Below are 16,415 nucleotides of genomic sequence, written 5' to 3'. Positions count from 1 at the left end.
GCCTTGCGTACCGCATCAGTCGAAACTCAGCACCTCGCCGCCCTTGGCCTCGAGCATTTCGCTGAACACCGGCAACCTGGCAACGAAGTCCGCTTCGAACGCCAGGTAGCGGTCCTGTGCCGGCAGGTAACGCACCTGCGGCTTGATACGCCGGATATCCTGGCTGGACAGTTTGAGCACCTGGTTGTCAAGCTGATTCCAGAACCAGGCCAGGGTGTACGAGCCGAACGTGTGGGTGGCGTAGTTCCAGACCCACCAGTCACCGTGTCCTCGGCTGACATGAACATACCCGTGGAACGTGCGCAGTGTAATGAGATTCTTTGGCTCTGTGACGAGCAGGCGGGTGTCCTGGCGCACCTCACTGCCAAAGCCATCCAGCAACGACTTCGTTGCGGTGCCCGAGACCACGTTGAAGCGCCACGCCAGCAGCACGGCCTCGTGGTAGCGCGGGTCTTCGAGGTTCTTGCGCTTGTCTTCGCTGAACAACAGGATCTCATCACCCCCCAGGTAGGCGGTCGAGGCCCTGAGGTGGTAGCCGTCCACCGCTGGCATCGGCTTGACGGCGATGGCCTGGTGCGGCGGGTCCTGGTTCCAGATCCAGCACTGTGGGCCGTTGTGTTGCATGAACAGCAGACGACGGTGGCCGAAGGGCAATATCGTCAGATCATCCGGGTGCTCGAAAATGACTTCGCTGGCCTGCGCCGTGATCCGCCAGATGCGTGTCATCGGCACCGGCTCGTAAAGGCGCTGGCGCTCGAATACCTCGGCATCCACCACGACGCTGGGTTGTTCAAATCCTGGCCACTCTACCTCGGCAGGGCCAAAAGCCTGGATGTCGTCGCCTTGGCGAACTTCGTACTTATAGCGGTCGTCCGAACTGTAGTCGCCGCGCTTGACCCGACGACGCCACAGGCTGCGCTGGGCATTGGCGTCGATGAGCTGCAGATCGGCGCCGTCGAGCCCATCGGTGCGGTGTTCGAGCATGTCCTGCTCGGCGGGCGGCCACGGGTTGTAGTCAATCAGGAAGCACAGCCACTGCTCATCGTCCTGCTCGGTAATAGCGGCCCAACCGTTGTGGTAGTTGCCGTCATGGACGTAGGTGGGGCCGGGATAGTCGTGTACTTCCTGCAGCCAGTTCACCTTGCTGCGCCTGGCCGGTTTGCGCGCGGTTTTCCGCTCAGCGACGCTAGCCTTTTCCGGCTCGATCAAGCTTGCTGTGAAGTCCTCCTGGCCTTGCCAGTGCCTGGCAAATGCCTCGCGCTGCTCGGTCGGGACCACGACCGGGCGGTAATCATCGCCGCCGGCGTCCAGGTTCCACAGGTCATAGCCGCGTTCGGCCAAGGCGTTCGCCAACGCCTGGAAGCAGATCTCGGGCATTTCGTTGGAGAGTTCATCCAGCAGCGCCTCGAATGGCTGGCCGACGAACACGTCGATATCGGGGTAGTAATGCTGGAGCAACCCAAGGAGTTCGCCACCCGGTGTTTTCCAGTCGATATGCACCAGCGGATCAAAACGAGATTGCATCACGCCTGCCTTCCTTGAAGTACCAGTCAGTGAGTCCCGTGGGAGCAAAGCTTGCTCGCGATAGCAGTAAGTCAGTCACCCATAATGTTGACCGGCCTGCCGCTATCGCGAGCAAGCTTTGCTCCCACAGGTTTCTGCACCACCCTGTCAGATGTTGGCCGGCACGAAATCCGGACCGCCCAGTTGGTCACGCACCGTCACCGCCGAACGCATCAACGGTGTCCACATGCCGTCCGGGCTGTTCCACGTAGCGCCCGCCCAGCGGGTATCGGCCACCAGTTCGGCCTTGTGTCGTTCCAGCAGACGCTTGAGGGCGACGGCGACACTGCCCATGTCGACGTCAAACAGATCGCCATAAGGGCCTTGCGGCTGCTTGCGCTGTTTGTCCTGGCAGAAGCGGTAGTACCAGACCCAGTCGTGAGCGATGTAGATCGCCCGCGTGCGGTCCGGGTACGTCGCCAGCAGGGTCAGCAGCGCCGAGACGAAGCGCATGGGGAAACTGGCGTCGTGGGTCTGGTGCCAGTACGGCATGATCAGCTGGTCGAACGCGGCCACCACATTCTGCGGCTCGTCGTTTTCGTTCTTGGCTTCGAGAAAGTAGAACGGCTCGCCCACCAGGAACTTGTCCAGATCGTTATTGGCCAACGCCAGCAACAGCACGTTGTCTTGTGGATTACTCATTGGATTCTCACTACGTCTCGGGTGGTCATCAACGTGTTGATGTCGTTGCCGTGGGCGATGGGCACGTTGTCCAGCACCGCTTCGCGCATGCCGCCGGGATGGGTCAAGCCGCCCGGTCGCCACAGCGAGTTCACCCCGCCCTCGTTACCGGTGGGCATCAGTACCTTGGGGTTGTCCAGGTTCATCATGTAGATGTCCTTGCCCACCAGCGAACCCGGATCGTAACCCAGGGCCGACTCCAGTACCGAAACGTCGCCGGTTTTCTTGTACTCGGCGACTACGGCGTTCAGGTCGGATTTTGCCATGACGAACTTGTTCGGGTTGAACGAACCATATTTGGGGTTGGCGATATCGTCCGAGGTGAACAGGAAACTGCCGCCCTCCTCCTCGAAGGTCTTGAGATGCTTGTCGACATACGGGCCTTCCAGATAATCCCGCGGCGGCGGTCGGCTGCCCTTGGGAATCGCCAGGATATCGGCTTCGGTCACCCCCGCCTTGTAGGCCGCCGCGCGGGGTGTCGGGGCCGCGCCGATGCGCGCCATTTTCGGCCCCAGGCCCAACAACGCCATGCCGGCGATGCCCTGGAGCAAATCGCGATAACCGGGGCCGAGACGGTCGCCCAACTGACCCAACAGGACCATGCCTCCCATCATCGCGCCACCGATCACCACAAACCCGGCGAAGGCCGCGGCACCGGCCATCGCCGCCAGTACCGCGGCGGCCCCCATGGCGACCATGCCCAGGGCTTCCAGCCCGGTGTGCAACCACCCTTCGATGTCGAGGACAAATGCGACCGCTACCGTTGGCCCGCCAATGAACGTATTGGGACTGCCGCTCTTGATATGTGCGCCGCAGACCATCTTGCTCTGCAACCGCGCCGCCGGCTTGCCGTTGATGAAAACCGTTGCACTGCCTTCGGCGATCAGTACCGGGAATGGCCAGATCGGGTGATTCATCGGCAAGCCCGAACACGAAGACGACACGTCTGCGCCCGCACGCATCGCGTTGCGGTTATTGATCTGGACGTTGAGGCTGCCCATGACCAACACCCCCGTGGTCGGCTCGGGCAGGTTGAAGATGGTGTTCAGGCCCTTGATGATCTGGAACATCGACAGGCCGCCCGCCGCAATCGAACCGGCCATGATCGCCAACGCCACGCCGCCGGTCGCCACGGTGGCCGCGACCACCGCCGCACCGATCAATGCACCGGCAACGGCTCCCGCCACCATCGCGGCGACACCAAAACCGTGGGCAATTTCATCGCCAAGGCGCGCAGCCGCCAGCATATCCATTGGTTCTATCGTCTTCGCGCAGGGTGATCAGGCAGTCTGTGGACGCAGCTTGAGTGAGTGCATGGCCATCTTCCACGCCGGCTCGTGGTGCATGAGATCGTTCGGGGTGGTGGTCAGGGTCGTGATCAACCCCACGGGCTGGCGGTCGATGAACACCTGGCGCAGCATCAGCTCCCGCCCTTCGCGTTGCCAGCTGTAATCGAGCAACACCGCCCCATGGCCATGGAGCGCGAAATCCCAGCGCTTGATCAGGTTGAATCCGGGCAACTGCTGCTCGGCGCTTGCCAGTTGCGCGGCAACGTAGTCGCTGAACGGCGTATCGCCCCGGCTCGGGTCGCGGCTGATGACGAAACTGGCTTCCCTGGCCGTTCCAACGGCAGGTAATTTGAAGATGTTGATGCTCTGGTCCTGCCAACTGTCGGGAATGTCGAGGTCGGCTTCTTGGAGGCGATAGAGCGGCATGATTCGGGTTGTTTCCAGGCAAGGAGGTGGCGGAGTCAGCGGCAGATCTTCAAGCAATAGATGGTAACAATCAAGGCATGGGGAGGGGCCGTTCACGGGGCCATGACACCCGTCTCATTTCTCCCTCCCGCAGCCTCCCTGGTCACCCGTTTCCTGGATCTTCAAGCCGTCTTGCACGTCAACCAGGCGCTCCAGAAAAGGCTGCTGAAGAAGCGGGTGGCATCGCCGAACCCAGACTCGTGCAACAACGTCATGACGGCTGCCTCGGAATGCGGAGGGTCGGCACCTTCAAGGATCTTACCAAGCTTGACCTTCACTTCATCCGGACTTGCGCCGTGCTGCCGCCAGCGTTGTCCCCAGGCTGCCAGCAACAACGGTTGGCTGGCATAAGCGTATTGGTTCCCCGCGACGATCAGCGGAGCGCCCGGTTTCAAATGGGCCCGAATGGACCGAAAGATCTGCCGCTTGGCCTCATCGCCTTCGAGGTGATGGAACACACCGATCAGGGTGGCGGCATCGTAAGACTCGCCCGCTGCCAGGTCCTCGACCTGACCAAGATGCAGGTGTGTTCTTTCAAGCAAGCCGTTCGCCTCCAACTGTTGCTTGGCGGCCTCCAGCATCGGCGCAGAGGGGTCGACGGCGGTGAAGCGCCAACCTGGCTCCAACGCTGCCATTGCAATGATCTCCTGAGCCGTGCCGCCAGCGCCCACGACCAGTATGTTCGCCGAGCGTGTCTGATCGAGGCTTGCCGCCAGCATGCAGGCGGCCAAGTCTTGGCAGGCGTCATACCCGGCCAGCGCGATACGGCTTTGTCGACCGTATTCATTGGCTCGGGCGGCGTCGAATTTTGCAGTTGAGTGTGAGGATGATTTCAAGGCGGTTCTCCATGTCCTTCAATCAAGCTACGCCACCGGTTGCGATAATAAAAATTCATTAATTTCATGCGCTACATTCCCATCAGGAATGGCGCGTTCCATTCGAACTGAGCTCGGCGCCAGGGTAAGCTTCCTTCCTGCCTTCCCATCCCGAGCTGCGCAACCATGAACAATCAGGCAATGTGCCGCGCCTTGTTGGCTTTGATCCTCCCGATCATGTGCGCGCCCGTACACGCGACATCGTGGCAAATCTGCCGTATGGATCTGCGCATCGTCGAGGTGTTGAAACAACCGTATCCGCAACTACAGGCCCAGGTCTTGAAAGTCAGTCGCAAGTTGCCCGCGACCGAATGTCCGGAAGAAGGCACGAGCCTCACGTTCACGCCGGAAACGCCCGACTACCAAGCCACACTGCCCCGCAAGCAATGGCCGGGGAAAGGGCAGTCGGTGCGTGTCGACTACCGGTACCTGGATGGCTTTTGCAAGGGCGATGGCAATAACTATGCGTGCCGCATCAGGCATTACCCGGTGGTGGGTCGGTAGACCGCTATCGCGAGCGGGCTCGCTCCCACAGGGGATCTGCGAACGACCCCAATCCACTGTGGGAGCCTGCTCGCGATAACAGCTTGACGGGCATTGGACCACTGAAAAGAAGCCATAAAAAAGGGCATCCGACTCCCTCGTCATGCCCTTTTTCGTTGCCACTTTCATCCCCTCTGCCCGAGGGGCCCACAGCAATTATGGGTTAACGCTGTCCTTCAACATCTTGCCCGGCTTGAATGCAACAGTGTTGCTGGCCTTGATTTTCACCGGCTCACCGGTTTGTGGGTTCTTGCCGGTGCGGGCGCCGCGGTGGCGTTGCAGGAAGGTGCCGAAGCCAACCAGGGTGACGCTGTCCTTGCGATGCAGGGCGCCGGTGATTTCTTCCAGGACGGCGTTGAGGACGCGGTTGGCTTGTTCTTTGGTGAGGTCCGCTTTTTCCGCGATGGCGGCAGCGAGTTCTGGTTTACGCATGAATGAAGCCCCTTTGACGGTTTTTTTGTTGTTATGTCTGGACTGCTCTCTTGGGGAACAGCCTCTAAGGCACCGCAGGCTCTACTCTGCGGCAGACGGGAGTGAGGATGGCACGGGGCCGGACCCGACGCCAGTGTCAGGGCGACCTTTGTGGCATCAAAAGCATGGCTTTTGCGACAGAACCCCCGGTATTTACGCCAGCAGGGGCGGAAGTTCCTTGTTCAGGGCCAGTTTCTCCATCACCGCCGCGCCTGTCAGGGCATAGCCCAACAAGTTGCCTTCGGCGTCGCGGCACAGCGCCTTGATATCGGAGCCCTGCCCTTCGACGCTCCAGGCACCTTCGCGGCCCCGTGGTGGCGGTGAGACCACCAATGGGCATACCGGTGTTTTCACGGTAATCGGCATCGGGCCATAACCAACGGCGGTCGGATTGCCGGCCAAGGTCTGAGCCAGGGCGCGGGCGCAGCTCATCAGCGGCATCACGTACAGCAGGTTCAAGCCATCGACCTCGGCGCAGTCGCCCAGGGCGTAGATGTTGGCGTGGGATGTCTGCAGGTGGCGGTCGACCACGACACCCCGATTGACCATCAGGCCGGCGGCAGCGGCCAGGTCGATCCGCGGACGCAGACCGATGGCCGAGACCACCAGGTCGCAGGCGATTACCTGACCGTCGGACAAGTGCGCCTCCAACCCATCGGCCACCCGTTGCAAGCGGTTGAGTACCGGGCCCAGGTGGAAGCGTGCACCCAGGCTTTCCAGTCCAGCCTGCACCGCAGCGGCGGCAGCAGGGTGCAGCAGCGTCGGCATGACCTGCTCGCAGGGCGCCACCAGTTGCACTTCGTAGCCGCCGAGAATCAGGTCGTTGGCGAACTCACAGCCGATCAGGCCAGCGCCTAGCAACAGCACCCGGCGCTTGCCGGCGGCCGCGACGCGAAAGCGTGCGTAGTCTTCCAGGTCATTGATGGGAAAGATCAGGTCCGCCGCGTCACCTTGCACCGGCACACGCACGGTTTCGGCACCCCAGGCCAGGACCAGGTCGCGGTAGTTCAGTGCCTCCTCCTCACCGATCCACAAACGCTTGTGGCCCGGATCGATGCCGCTGATACGGGTGTGGGTGCGCACTTCGGCCTTCAGTTGCTCAGCCATGGCGCCCGGTTCGGCCATGCTCAGGCCGTCGGCATCCTTGTTCTTGCCAAAGCCGGTGGAAAGCATCGGCTTGGAGTAGGAACGACCGTCGTCCGCCGTAATCAGCAGCAGCGGGGTCTCGCTATCCAGCTTGCGAAACTCCCGGGCCAGGTTGTAACCGGCCAGGCCGGTACCGACGATGACGACAGGTGCGCTCATGTTGCTCTCCATGTAATGGTAGAAACGGCGGGAAATGATCAGTCCTCTGCCATTGCATACATTTCAAAATCCATTTTGCCAACGCCGCAGTCCGGGCACAGCCAGTCTTCAGGGACATCTTCCCAGCGGGTACCGGCGGGAATGCCCTCTTCCGGTAAACCTTTGGCTTCGTCATAGATAAAGCCGCAGACGATACATTGCCATGTCTTCATTCAAATACTTCCTCAGGTGTCAGGCGTTGGCCGGCATACTCGGGTCGATGGGAGATTGCCCTTGCGGCTCAGGGCGTTTTGTACTGATCGATGGTCAAGGATGCAAGCGTGATCGACGCGGCGGTGGCCCACGACCGGCAAAGTCACCGATCTACATGGTAAGCTCGCGGCCTCATTTGCTGCCAATCAAGACACCTGTGCCGCATACAAATTCGATATTTCCTACACTTCAATGGCGGCCCCGGCACCTGCTGTCGCCTCGCCCCGATGCCTGTGTACTCGACTGGCTGTTTGACGAAGGATCCCTGACCCGGCGCCTCACGCGCCTGTCGGACGAGCATTTCAGCGTGACGCCGTTGTTCGAGGGCTGGCAGTCGTTGCGCGAGGATGAATGTGCCGCACTGGATCTGGCCCCAGGCAGCGAGGGTTGGGTACGCGAGGTGTATTTGCGCGGCCACGGCGAGCCTTGGGTGTTCGCCCGCAGTGTGGCGGCCCGCAGTGCATTGCAGGGCGACGGGTTGCAGATGGACGAACTGGGCAGCCGGTCCCTGGGTGAGCTGCTGTTCTGCGACCAGGCTTTCCAGCGCGGGGCCATCGAGGTATGTCATTACCCCGAGCCGTGGTTGCCGCGCGAGGTGCGCGCCGCTGAATTGTGGGGCCGGCGCTCGCGCTTCGATCGAGAGGCGTTGAGTGTGCTGGTCGCGGAAATCTTCCTGCCGCGCCTGTGGAGCGTCGCCCGCGCCTATTCGGAGATTTGCTGATGTACCTGCAACTGCTCAAATCCTTGAATCGCCTGAACCCGCGGGCGTGGGACTTCGTGCAGTTGACCCGCATGGACAAGCCCATCGGCATCTATCTGCTGCTGTGGCCGACCCTGTGGGCACTGTGGATTGCCGGTGACGGTTCGCCGTCGTTGGCCAACATCGTGATTTTCGTCCTGGGCGTGACGCTGACCCGCGCCGGTGGCTGCGTGATCAACGATTGGGCCGACCGCAAGGTGGACGGCCACGTCAAGCGCACCGCACAGCGACCGCTGGCCAGTGGCAAGATCAGTTCGAAAGAAGCCCTGGTGTTCTTCGCCGTGCTGATGGCCGTGAGTTTCCTGCTGGTGCTGTGCACCAACACGCCGACGATTTTGCTGTCCTTTGGCGGGCTGGCGCTGGCCCTCACCTACCCGTTCATGAAACGCTATACCTACTACCCGCAGGTGGTGCTGGGCGCGGCGTTCTCCTGGGGTATGCCGATGGCGTTCACCGCCGAAACCGGCCATTTGCCGGCGGCCGCGTGGCTGCTGTACATCGCCAACCTGCTGTGGACAGTGGCCTACGACACCTACTACGCGATGACCGACCGGGACGATGATTTGCGGATCGGCGTGAAATCCACGGCGATTCTGTTTGGCGATGCCGACCGGGTGATCAATCTGACGCTACAGGGCCTGGCCCTGGGCTGCCTGCTGCTGGCCGGTGCGCAGTTCAAGCTGGGCGGCTGGTTCCACCTGGGGCTGGTGGTCGCCGCCGGATGTTTTGCCTGGGAGTTCTGGTACACCCGCGGCCGGGACCGGATGCGCTGCTTCGAGGCATTCCTGCACAACCACTGGGCCGGGCTGGCGATTTTCGTGGGGATTGTGCTGGATTATGCGTTGCGCTAAATCCCATCACCACAATTGTTTTTTTCACCAGCCCAAGCGGTTGGTCCTTCAGTTGGCCTTCGCAGCCTTCCAGGCGCCATCCATCAGGCCATCACCGGTCTTGTCCCCGGGCGCCTGGTCCTTGATGAAGGTGTACAACGGCTTGCCGTCGTAGGCCCACTGCATCGAGCCATCGTCTCGCTTGATCACGGTCCATTCGCCCATGGACTTGTCGGTGTCCGTCGCCATGAGCGGCGGCCAGTTGGTTGCGCATTGGCCATTGCACATCGACTTGGCCCCTGCATCCTTGGCAAACGTGTACAGCGTCATGCCCTTGTGATCCGTCAGCATGCCATCCTTCTCCATTGCCGGCTCAGCCGCGAAGGCCAACGCCGGCAACGCCAGGGCAGCCGTTACTGCCAACGCTTTAAGGGATTGCGTGAAATAAGTCATGGAAACCTTCTTTGGTGGTTGTCAGGATTCGGACTGAAAAGCGTAGTCCAGAATCCTCCTTGCCGTCGGATGCCGAAATAACTGTCACACGACTGCAATAATTCCGTTATCTAATGCGGCGCAAGACAGTTAAATGACAAGAGGATTACCCCATGGTTGGCAGGAGCATTCTGATCGTCGACGACGAGGCGCCCATCCGCGAGATGATTGCCGTTGCGTTGGAGATGGCCGGCTATGACTGCATGGAAGCAGAGAACTCCCAACAGGCCCACGCCATCATCGTCGACCGCAAGCCCGACCTGATCCTGCTGGATTGGATGCTGCCCGGCACGTCCGGCATCGAGCTGGCGCGGCGCCTCAAGCGCGATGAGCTGACCGGGGACATCCCGATCATCATGCTCACCGCCAAAGGTGAAGAGGACAACAAGATCCAGGGCCTGGAGGTCGGCGCCGACGACTACATCACCAAGCCGTTTTCCCCACGGGAGCTGGTGGCGCGCTTGAAAGCCGTGTTGCGCCGCGCCGGGCCAACCGATGGCGAAGCGCCAATTGAAGTCGGCGGCCTGCTGCTGGACCCCATCAGCCACCGCGTGACCATCGACGGCAAACCCGCCGAGATGGGCCCGACCGAATATCGCCTGCTGCAATTCTTCATGACCCACCAGGAGCGCGCCTACACCCGCGGGCAATTGCTGGACCAGGTCTGGGGCGGTAACGTCTATGTCGAGGAGCGCACCGTGGATGTGCACATCCGTCGCCTGCGCAAAGCCCTCGGTGACGCCTACGAGAATCTGGTACAAACCGTACGTGGCACCGGTTATCGTTTTTCTACCAAGGCCTGACCCGAGCTCTGACCGCCCGACAAGCTGACAAGGACGCGCGCTCAATTGAATCAAAACTGGCATGGCACCCTGATTCGCCACATGTTGTTGCTGGTGACCGGCTGTTTGCTGATCGGCCTGATCAGTGGCTATTACGGCTGGAGCCTCGCCGCGGGCCTGGGGCTTTACCTGGCCTGGACCCTCAAGCAGTTGCTGCGCCTGCATGAATGGCTGCGCCTGCACAAACCCGACGAAGCACCACCCGACGGCTACGGCCTGTGGGGCGAGGTGTTCGACAGCATCTATCACCTGCAACGGCGCGACCAGCGCGTGCGCGGCCGCCTGCAAGCGGTGATCGACCGGGTCCAGGAGTCCACCGCCGCGCTGAAAGACGCGGTGGTCATGCTCGACAGCGACGGCAACCTGGAATGGTGGAACCGCGCCGCCGAGACCATGCTGGGCCTCAAGACGCCCCAGGACAGTGGTCAACCGGTGACCAACCTGGTGCGTCATCCGCGTTTCAAGGAATATTTCGAGCAGGACAACTATGCCGAGCCGCTGGAGATTCCCTCGCCCACCAACGACCGGTTGCGCATCCAGTTGTACATCACTCGCTATGGCAACAACGAGCACTTGATGCTGGTGCGCGACGTCACGCGCATCCATCAGTTGGAACAGATGCGCAAGGATTTCATCGCCAACGTGTCCCACGAACTGCGCACACCGTTGACGGTGATCTGCGGTTACCTGGAAACCCTGCTCGACAACGTCGACGAGGTGAACCCCCGCTGGATTCGGGCCTTGCAGCAGATGCAGCAACAGGGCGGGCGCATGCAGACCCTGCTCAACGACTTGCTGTTGCTGGCAAAGCTGGAAGCCACTGACTACCCGTCGGACAACCAGCCAGTGCCCGTCGACGACCTGCTGCAGATCATCAGCGAGGATGCCCAGGAGCTGTCCGGTCCCAAGCAGCAGACCATCACCCTGGAAGTCGACCCTGCGGTGCAACTCAAGGGCAGCGAGGCGGAACTGCGCAGCGCGTTTTCCAACCTGGTGTTCAACGCGGTCAAATACACGCCGGAGCAAGGCCGGATCCACATCCGCTGGTGGGGCGATGTGCAAGGGGCTCATCTGAGTGTGCAGGATTCGGGTATCGGCATCGACAGCAAGCACTTGCCACGCCTGACCGAGCGCTTCTACCGCGTTGACTCCAGTCGCAACTCCAACACGGGAGGCACCGGGTTGGGCCTGGCAATCGTCAAACACGTACTGCTGCGCCATCGCGGGCGCATGGAAATCAGTAGCGTACCTGGCCACGGCAGCACGTTTACCTGCCATTTCGCCCCGGCCCAGATGGTCCGCGCGCGCCTTGCCAGCCCTGCCGATTGATACCGGCCGGCACACCCCCCTAGGCAATCGCCGAGTCAGCCGCTACATTGGCTGACTTGTGCCTGCTTTTTCAGGCCCTCATTCCCAACTTCTACAGCTATTACGGAACCTGCAAAACTCCATCATGGACCCTTCCCCTGGCTTGTCCCTCGTTACACTCTTCGCCGAATTCGGCATGATTCTTTTTGCTCTGATCCTGGTTCTGCTCAACGGTTTTTTCGTTGCGGCCGAATTCGCCATGGTCAAGCTGCGCTCGACCCGAGTCGAAGCCATTGCCGACCAGAATGGCTGGCGCGGGCACATCCTGCGCACCGTCCACAGTCAGCTCGATGCCTACCTGTCTGCTTGCCAGCTGGGTATCACCCTCGCCTCCCTGGGCCTGGGCTGGGTTGGCGAGCCGGCGTTCGCCCATATCCTCGAACCGTTGCTGGACCTGGTCGGCGTTCAGTCGCCAGAGCTGATCAAGGGCATTTCGTTCTTCACCGCGTTCTTCATCATTTCGTACCTGCACATCGTCGTCGGTGAGCTGGCGCCCAAATCCTGGGCGATCCGCAAACCCGAGCTGCTGTCGCTGTGGACCGCCGTGCCGCTGTACCTGTTCTACTGGGCCATGTACCCGGCGATCTACCTGCTCAATGCCAGCGCCAACGCCATCCTGCGCATCGCTGGCCAGGGCGAACCCGGCCCCCATCACGAGCACCATTACAGCCGTGAAGAACTGAAGCTGATCCTGCACTCCAGCCGTGGCCAGGACCCGAGCGACCAGGGCATGCGCGTCCTGGCGTCGGCCGTGGAGATGGGCGAGCTGGAAGTTGTGGACTGGGCCAACTCCCGGGAAGACCTGGTGACGCTGGAATTCAACGCGCCGCTCAAGGAAATCCTGGCGCTGTTCCGTCGTCACAAGTTCAGCCGTTATCCGGTGTATGACAGCGAGCGCCAGGAGTTCGTCGGCCTGCTGCACATCAAGGACCTGCTGCTGGAACTGGCGGCCCTGGACCACATTCCCGAGTCGTTCAACCTGGCCGAACTGACCCGCCCCCTGGAGCGCGTGTCGCGACACATGCCGTTGTCGCAACTGTTGGAGCAATTCCGCAAGGGCGGCTCGCACTTCGCCCTGGTCGAGGAAGCCGACGGCAACATCATCGGCTACCTGACCATGGAAGACGTGCTGGAAGTGCTGGTGGGTGATATCCAGGACGAACACCGCAAGACCGAGCGCGGCATCCTGGCCTACCAGCCGGGCAAGTTGCTGGTACGCGGCGACACGCCACTGTTCAAGGTCGAGCGCCTGCTGGGGATCGACCTGGACCATATCGAAGCCGAGACCCTGGCCGGGCTGGTCTACGAGACCCTCAAGCGGGTGCCGGAAGAGGAAGAAGTGCTGGAAGTAGAAGGTCTGCGGATCATCATCAAGAAGATGAAAGGACCGAAGATCATTCTGGCGAAGGTGTTGATGCTCGATTGAGCAAACCCTCTGGCGAGGGGGTTTATCCCCGCTGGGTTGCGAAGCAGCCCTGAACACCAGCAACGCGGTGTTTCAGGCAGATTGAGTAGGCTGTATGGGGCTGCTGCGCAGCCCAACGGGGATAAATCCCCTCGCCACAGATAAATCCCCTAGCCACAGATAGATCCTCTCGCCGCAAAAACTCCCTCGGCACACCTCCAATCTATTGCTTGCCCACCGCAAAGTTGGGCAACTCCCCCACCGGCTGATCGAACTGGTAGGGAATCGACACCAGCCCCAACCCGGTATTGCGCTGCACCACGAAGTGCAGGTGCGGCCCGGAGCTATTGCCGGTGTTGCCCGACAGCGCCAGTGGCGTGCCCACCGCTACCCTTTGCCCTTCCCGAACGCTCACCGAACCTTTCTGCAGGTGCAAGTAAACGCCCATGGTGCCGTCATCGTGCAGTACTCGCACGAAGTTGCCCGAAGGGTCATCGCCCCGGCCGGTCTGCGCATTTTCGGTCTTGATCACCACGCCGCCCCGCGCCGCAATGATCGGCGTGCCTACGGGCATGGCGATGTCCATGGCGTAGCGGTTCTTCGGACCGTAGTGGCTGTACTGGCCGTTGGCGCCCTGGCTCAGCCGGAACGGCCCACCACGCCATGGCAACGGGTAGCGATAGGCCTGAGCCGCATCTGCCGGGTCGCCCAGGGAATATTCGAACCTGGGGGTGTACAGCAACGGTTTTCCGGGCTGGAGGGCCGTGAGCAGCGCCAGGCGCAGGTTGCTGCGCGCCGGCAGGACCCGGCGGATCGGCCGGCTCGGCGCCCCGCTCACATTGTCCAGACCGGCGAAACTCAATTCGATCTCTACCGGTGCGTACAAGTCATTGCGCACGAACACTGCGTCCGCGCCCTTCTGCTTCTTGATATCGAGAAACACCTGGCGCTCAAGGCGTTCGACCATGCGGTCGCGAAACACGAACACCTGGGCGCCCCTGCTCGGGCGGTCGCTGTAGGACACCACGCCGTTGGCGTTGGTGGATTTGTAGATCGTCATGGCCATGGCCGAAGTGGAGGCCAGGACAAGACAGCAGGCGAACAGCAAAGGCGCGAGCATGGGCAAGGGTTCTGTCGAAAAATTGAGGCCTGTTCAGCAGCCTAGCAGCTGAAATGGACCAGCGTAATCGACGGATGTTTCAGAGTCGGATCAGTGAAGTGATCTTTCCCACGCTCCGCGTGGGAATGCAGCCTGGGACGCCCCGTGTCCCTCAAAACCGAACGCAGAGCGTCCGTGGAGGCATTCCCACGCGGAGCGTGGGAACGATCTCTGAAAGGCACTGCCGGATCAGGCGCCCGGTACGAAGTGCTTCTGCGCGGTGCCGCGGGCGATCAAGCGGGAGATGTAATCGAGTTTCTGCGGGTCTTTGTCGACGAAGCGGAAGGTCAGTTGCAGCCACTCGCTGTCCGGCGTCTGTTCGTGGGCGACGATGGCGTGCAGGTAGCCGTTCAGACGCGCTGTTTCGGCGTTGTCGCCCTGCTCCATGTCCAGCACCGAGCTCTCGAGCACCTGTGGCAGGGTGTCAGAGCGTTTGACCAGCAGCAGCGCTTCCTTGAGGCTCAAGGCCTTGATCACGCATTGCTGGATGCCGCTGGCCAGGCGCAACTGGCCCTGGCCGCGGTTGGCGCCGGCGGAGGCGGACGCCACAGGTGCCTTGACCGGCGGGCTATTGAGCAGGCCGCGGGCCGGTGCAACGGCAGGAGCGGCAGGCGCCGCAGCGGCTGGCCTGGCAGGTGCCGGTGCAGCAGCCGCAACAACCGGGGCCGCCTTGCCGCCCGTCAGGGCACTGAGGGAATCATTGCCAAACGCCGAGTTCATCTTGGTCGGGGCGCTGTTCATCAGGGTGTCGAGCTTGCCGACCTTGTGCAGGGCCTGTTTGACCTTGGTCAGCAACTGTTCGTTGGTGAATGGCTTGCTGACATAGCCGGAAACACCGGCCTGGATGGCCTGGACAACGTTTTCCTTGTCGCCACGGCTGGTGACCATGACGAACGGCATGCCCTTGAGGTTGTCCTGCTGGCGGCACCAGGTCAACAACTCCAGGCCGGACATTTCCGGCATTTCCCAATCGCACAGCACCAGGTCGAATGCCTCGCGGGCCAGCAGGGCCTGGGCTTTTCGGCCATTCACTGCATCTTCGATACGGATGCCCGGGAAGTAATTGCGCAGGCACTTCTTCACCAGGTCACGAATGAACGACGCATCGTCCACGACCAACACACTGACCTTACTCATCCAGATACACCTCTAAAAAATCCCGGCAAGCATACCGCTTTTACTGATGGCACATAGCCAAAAACCTTCAGTCACGCCGGGACCTTTCGTTCACGGGGTGCTGCTGTCGATAAAAAAAATGGCCCAAAAAAAAGCCCGACCAGAAGGCCGGGCGCTTTTCTTGGCAATCCTACTTATCGTCAGTTTCACCCGGAACATTAGGGGATTCGGACGGGGTGCCCTCAACTTCTTCCTTCATTCGCTTGAGCCCCATGTGCCGTACATCTGTACCTCGCACCAGGTAGATCACAAGTTCGGAGATGTTGCGCGCATGATCGCCGATACGCTCCAGGGAACGCAGCACCCAGATGATGCTAAGCACCCGGGAGATCGAGCGCGGGTCTTCCATCATGTAGGTCGCCAGCTCACGCAGGGCGGTCTTGTATTCGCGGTCGATGGTCTTGTCGTACTGGGCCACCGACAGCGCCAGGTCGGCGTCGAAGCGGGCGAAAGCGTCCAGGGCATCGCGAACCATGTTGCGCACCTGATCGCCGATATGACGAACTTCGACATAGCCGCGTGGCGCCTCGCCTTCTTCGCACAGTTGAATGGCGCGACGAGCGATCTTGGTGGCTTCGTCGCCGATCCGCTCAAGATCGATTACAGACTTGGAGATGCTGATGATCAGCCGCAGGTCAGAAGCGGCGGGCTGGCGACGAGCCAGGATGCGCAGACACTCTTCGTCGATGTTGCGCTCCATCTGGTTGATCTGGTCATCGATCTCGCGCACTTGCTGGGCCAGGCCGGAGTCGGCCTCGATCAGCGCGGTCACCGCATCGTTGACCTGCTTTTCCACCAAACCGCCCATGGCCAGCAGGTGACTGCGCACCTCCTCCAGCTCGGCGTTGAACTGGGCGGAAATGTGGTGAGTAAGGCCTTCCTTCGAAATCATGGTTTTGCTCCGCAAAAGCTGTGAGCTGCAAGCTTCAAGCTGCAAGC

General features: G+C 61.3%; 18 protein-coding genes. 6 read left to right on the top strand and 12 right to left on the bottom strand.

Annotated features, from left to right (window positions below; all coding sequences use genetic code 11):
* Positions 1-15 precede the first annotated feature (15 nt).
* From AD665_RS10865 to AD665_RS10845, 5 genes are all read right to left on the bottom strand, one after another.
* On the bottom strand, positions 16-1,524 hold the full coding sequence (locus tag AD665_RS10865) for a DUF6630 family protein (protein WP_053192065.1): 1,509 nt from the start codon (positions 1,522-1,524) through the stop codon (positions 16-18).
* Between the two features lie 147 nt (positions 1,525-1,671).
* Positions 1,672-2,205 (bottom strand): hypothetical protein, encoded by a 534-nt coding sequence (locus AD665_RS10860; protein ID WP_053192062.1) that lies wholly within the window; start codon positions 2,203-2,205, stop codon positions 1,672-1,674.
* Positions 2,202-3,497 carry a PAAR domain-containing protein gene (locus AD665_RS10855; protein WP_053192060.1) on the bottom strand — a complete coding sequence of 432 codons (1,296 nt, stop codon included), beginning with the start codon at positions 3,495-3,497 and terminating at the stop codon, positions 2,202-2,204. Before AD665_RS10855 ends, AD665_RS10860 begins: the two co-directional genes overlap by 4 nt.
* Positions 3,498-3,524: 27 nt before the next feature.
* Positions 3,525-3,959, bottom strand: a complete 435-nt coding sequence (locus tag AD665_RS10850; protein WP_024777882.1) for a DcrB-related protein — start codon at positions 3,957-3,959, stop codon at positions 3,525-3,527.
* Positions 3,960-4,120: 161 nt separating this feature from the next.
* A complete protein-coding gene (locus tag AD665_RS10845) occupies positions 4,121-4,834 on the bottom strand; it encodes a class I SAM-dependent methyltransferase (RefSeq protein ID WP_053192059.1) in 714 nt (237 codons plus the stop codon).
* Between the two features lie 258 nt (positions 4,835-5,092).
* On the opposite strand from AD665_RS10845, the gene AD665_RS10840 reads away from it, so the two are divergent.
* Positions 5,093-5,377, top strand: coding sequence for a hypothetical protein (locus AD665_RS10840; protein ID WP_331717173.1), 285 nt, complete (start codon positions 5,093-5,095; stop codon positions 5,375-5,377).
* Positions 5,378-5,572: 195 nt separating this feature from the next.
* Here AD665_RS10840 and AD665_RS10835 read toward each other — a convergent pair whose 3' ends face one another.
* The 3 genes from AD665_RS10835 to AD665_RS10825 all read right to left on the bottom strand — a co-directional run bounded on the left by AD665_RS10835 (position 5,573) and on the right by AD665_RS10825 (position 7,404).
* Positions 5,573-5,848 carry an HU family DNA-binding protein gene (locus AD665_RS10835; protein WP_024777879.1) on the bottom strand — a complete coding sequence of 92 codons (276 nt, stop codon included), beginning with the start codon at positions 5,846-5,848 and terminating at the stop codon, positions 5,573-5,575.
* 192 nt (positions 5,849-6,040) lie between these two features.
* On the bottom strand, positions 6,041-7,192 hold the full coding sequence (locus AD665_RS10830) for an NAD(P)/FAD-dependent oxidoreductase (RefSeq protein WP_053192055.1): 1,152 nt from the start codon (positions 7,190-7,192) through the stop codon (positions 6,041-6,043).
* 38 nt (positions 7,193-7,230) lie between these two features.
* A complete protein-coding gene (locus tag AD665_RS10825) occupies positions 7,231-7,404 on the bottom strand; it encodes a rubredoxin (protein ID WP_024777877.1) in 174 nt (57 codons plus the stop codon).
* A gap of 197 nt (positions 7,405-7,601) precedes the next feature.
* On the opposite strand from AD665_RS10825, the gene AD665_RS10820 reads away from it, so the two are divergent.
* Positions 7,602-8,165 (top strand): chorismate--pyruvate lyase family protein, encoded by a 564-nt coding sequence (locus tag AD665_RS10820; RefSeq protein ID WP_024777876.1) that lies wholly within the window; start codon positions 7,602-7,604, stop codon positions 8,163-8,165.
* On the top strand, positions 8,165-9,055 hold the full coding sequence (ubiA, locus tag AD665_RS10815; RefSeq protein ID WP_024777875.1) for a 4-hydroxybenzoate octaprenyltransferase: 891 nt from the start codon (positions 8,165-8,167) through the stop codon (positions 9,053-9,055). Before AD665_RS10820 ends, ubiA begins: the two co-directional genes overlap by 1 nt.
* 48 nt (positions 9,056-9,103) lie before the next feature.
* Here the strand turns inward: ubiA and AD665_RS10810 are convergent, their stop codons facing one another.
* A complete protein-coding gene (locus AD665_RS10810; RefSeq protein WP_024777874.1) occupies positions 9,104-9,487 on the bottom strand; it encodes a COG4315 family predicted lipoprotein in 384 nt (127 codons plus the stop codon).
* Positions 9,488-9,639: 152 nt separating this feature from the next.
* On the opposite strand from AD665_RS10810, the gene phoB reads away from it, so the two are divergent.
* The 3 genes from phoB (at position 9,640) to AD665_RS10795 (ending at position 13,162) form a co-directional block, all read left to right on the top strand.
* On the top strand, positions 9,640-10,329 hold the full coding sequence (gene phoB, locus AD665_RS10805; RefSeq protein WP_003177195.1) for a phosphate regulon transcriptional regulator PhoB: 690 nt from the start codon (positions 9,640-9,642) through the stop codon (positions 10,327-10,329).
* 45 nt (positions 10,330-10,374) lie between these two features.
* Positions 10,375-11,697: a phosphate regulon sensor histidine kinase PhoR gene (gene phoR / locus AD665_RS10800; protein WP_053192053.1), complete on the top strand. Its 1,323-nt coding sequence runs from the start codon at positions 10,375-10,377 to the stop codon at positions 11,695-11,697.
* 124 nt (positions 11,698-11,821) lie between these two features.
* Positions 11,822-13,162 carry a hemolysin family protein gene (locus AD665_RS10795; protein WP_024777872.1) on the top strand — a complete coding sequence of 447 codons (1,341 nt, stop codon included), beginning with the start codon at positions 11,822-11,824 and terminating at the stop codon, positions 13,160-13,162.
* Between the two features lie 202 nt (positions 13,163-13,364).
* Here the strand turns inward: AD665_RS10795 and AD665_RS10790 are convergent, their stop codons facing one another.
* The 3 genes from AD665_RS10790 to phoU all read right to left on the bottom strand — a co-directional run bounded on the left by AD665_RS10790 (position 13,365) and on the right by phoU (position 16,368).
* A complete protein-coding gene (locus AD665_RS10790; protein WP_053192051.1) occupies positions 13,365-14,261 on the bottom strand; it encodes a peptidoglycan DD-metalloendopeptidase family protein in 897 nt (298 codons plus the stop codon).
* A 228-nt stretch (positions 14,262-14,489) separates the two neighbouring features.
* On the bottom strand, positions 14,490-15,437 hold the full coding sequence (locus tag AD665_RS10785) for a response regulator (protein ID WP_053192049.1): 948 nt from the start codon (positions 15,435-15,437) through the stop codon (positions 14,490-14,492).
* Between the two features lie 169 nt (positions 15,438-15,606).
* Positions 15,607-16,368, bottom strand: a complete 762-nt coding sequence (phoU, locus tag AD665_RS10780) for a phosphate signaling complex protein PhoU (RefSeq protein ID WP_024777869.1) — start codon at positions 16,366-16,368, stop codon at positions 15,607-15,609.
* Between the last annotated feature and the right edge of the window lie 47 nt (positions 16,369-16,415).

The organism is Pseudomonas corrugata (genome assembly GCF_001269905.1).
Taxonomy (GTDB): Bacteria; Pseudomonadota; Gammaproteobacteria; order Pseudomonadales; family Pseudomonadaceae; genus Aquipseudomonas; species Aquipseudomonas corrugata.
This window is presented reverse-complemented; position numbering and strand designations above follow the sequence as displayed.

Bases quoted from the DNA above. Each gene is read 5' to 3' on its own strand.
- phoB (WP_003177195.1), top strand. From the start codon at position 9,640: ATGGTTGGCAGGAGCATTCTGATCGTCGACGACGAGGCGCCCATCCGC.
- AD665_RS10865 (WP_053192065.1), bottom strand. From the start codon at position 1,524: ATGCAATCTCGTTTTGATCCGCTGGTGCATATCGACTGGAAAACACCG.
- AD665_RS10835 (WP_024777879.1), bottom strand. From the start codon at position 5,848: ATGCGTAAACCAGAACTCGCTGCCGCCATCGCGGAAAAAGCGGACCTC.
- AD665_RS10840 (WP_331717173.1), top strand. From the start codon at position 5,093: ATGGATCTGCGCATCGTCGAGGTGTTGAAACAACCGTATCCGCAACTA.
- ubiA (WP_024777875.1), top strand. From the start codon at position 8,165: ATGTACCTGCAACTGCTCAAATCCTTGAATCGCCTGAACCCGCGGGCG.
- AD665_RS10810 (WP_024777874.1), bottom strand. From the start codon at position 9,487: ATGACTTATTTCACGCAATCCCTTAAAGCGTTGGCAGTAACGGCTGCC.
- AD665_RS10850 (WP_024777882.1), bottom strand. From the start codon at position 3,959: ATGCCGCTCTATCGCCTCCAAGAAGCCGACCTCGACATTCCCGACAGT.
- AD665_RS10785 (WP_053192049.1), bottom strand. From the start codon at position 15,437: ATGAGTAAGGTCAGTGTGTTGGTCGTGGACGATGCGTCGTTCATTCGT.
- AD665_RS10830 (WP_053192055.1), bottom strand. From the start codon at position 7,192: ATGAGCGCACCTGTCGTCATCGTCGGTACCGGCCTGGCCGGTTACAAC.
- AD665_RS10790 (WP_053192051.1), bottom strand. From the start codon at position 14,261: ATGCTCGCGCCTTTGCTGTTCGCCTGCTGTCTTGTCCTGGCCTCCACT.
- AD665_RS10860 (WP_053192062.1), bottom strand. From the start codon at position 2,205: ATGAGTAATCCACAAGACAACGTGCTGTTGCTGGCGTTGGCCAATAAC.
- AD665_RS10795 (WP_024777872.1), top strand. From the start codon at position 11,822: ATGGACCCTTCCCCTGGCTTGTCCCTCGTTACACTCTTCGCCGAATTC.
- AD665_RS10825 (WP_024777877.1), bottom strand. From the start codon at position 7,404: ATGAAGACATGGCAATGTATCGTCTGCGGCTTTATCTATGACGAAGCC.
- phoU (WP_024777869.1), bottom strand. From the start codon at position 16,368: ATGATTTCGAAGGAAGGCCTTACTCACCACATTTCCGCCCAGTTCAAC.
- AD665_RS10855 (WP_053192060.1), bottom strand. From the start codon at position 3,497: ATGGATATGCTGGCGGCTGCGCGCCTTGGCGATGAAATTGCCCACGGT.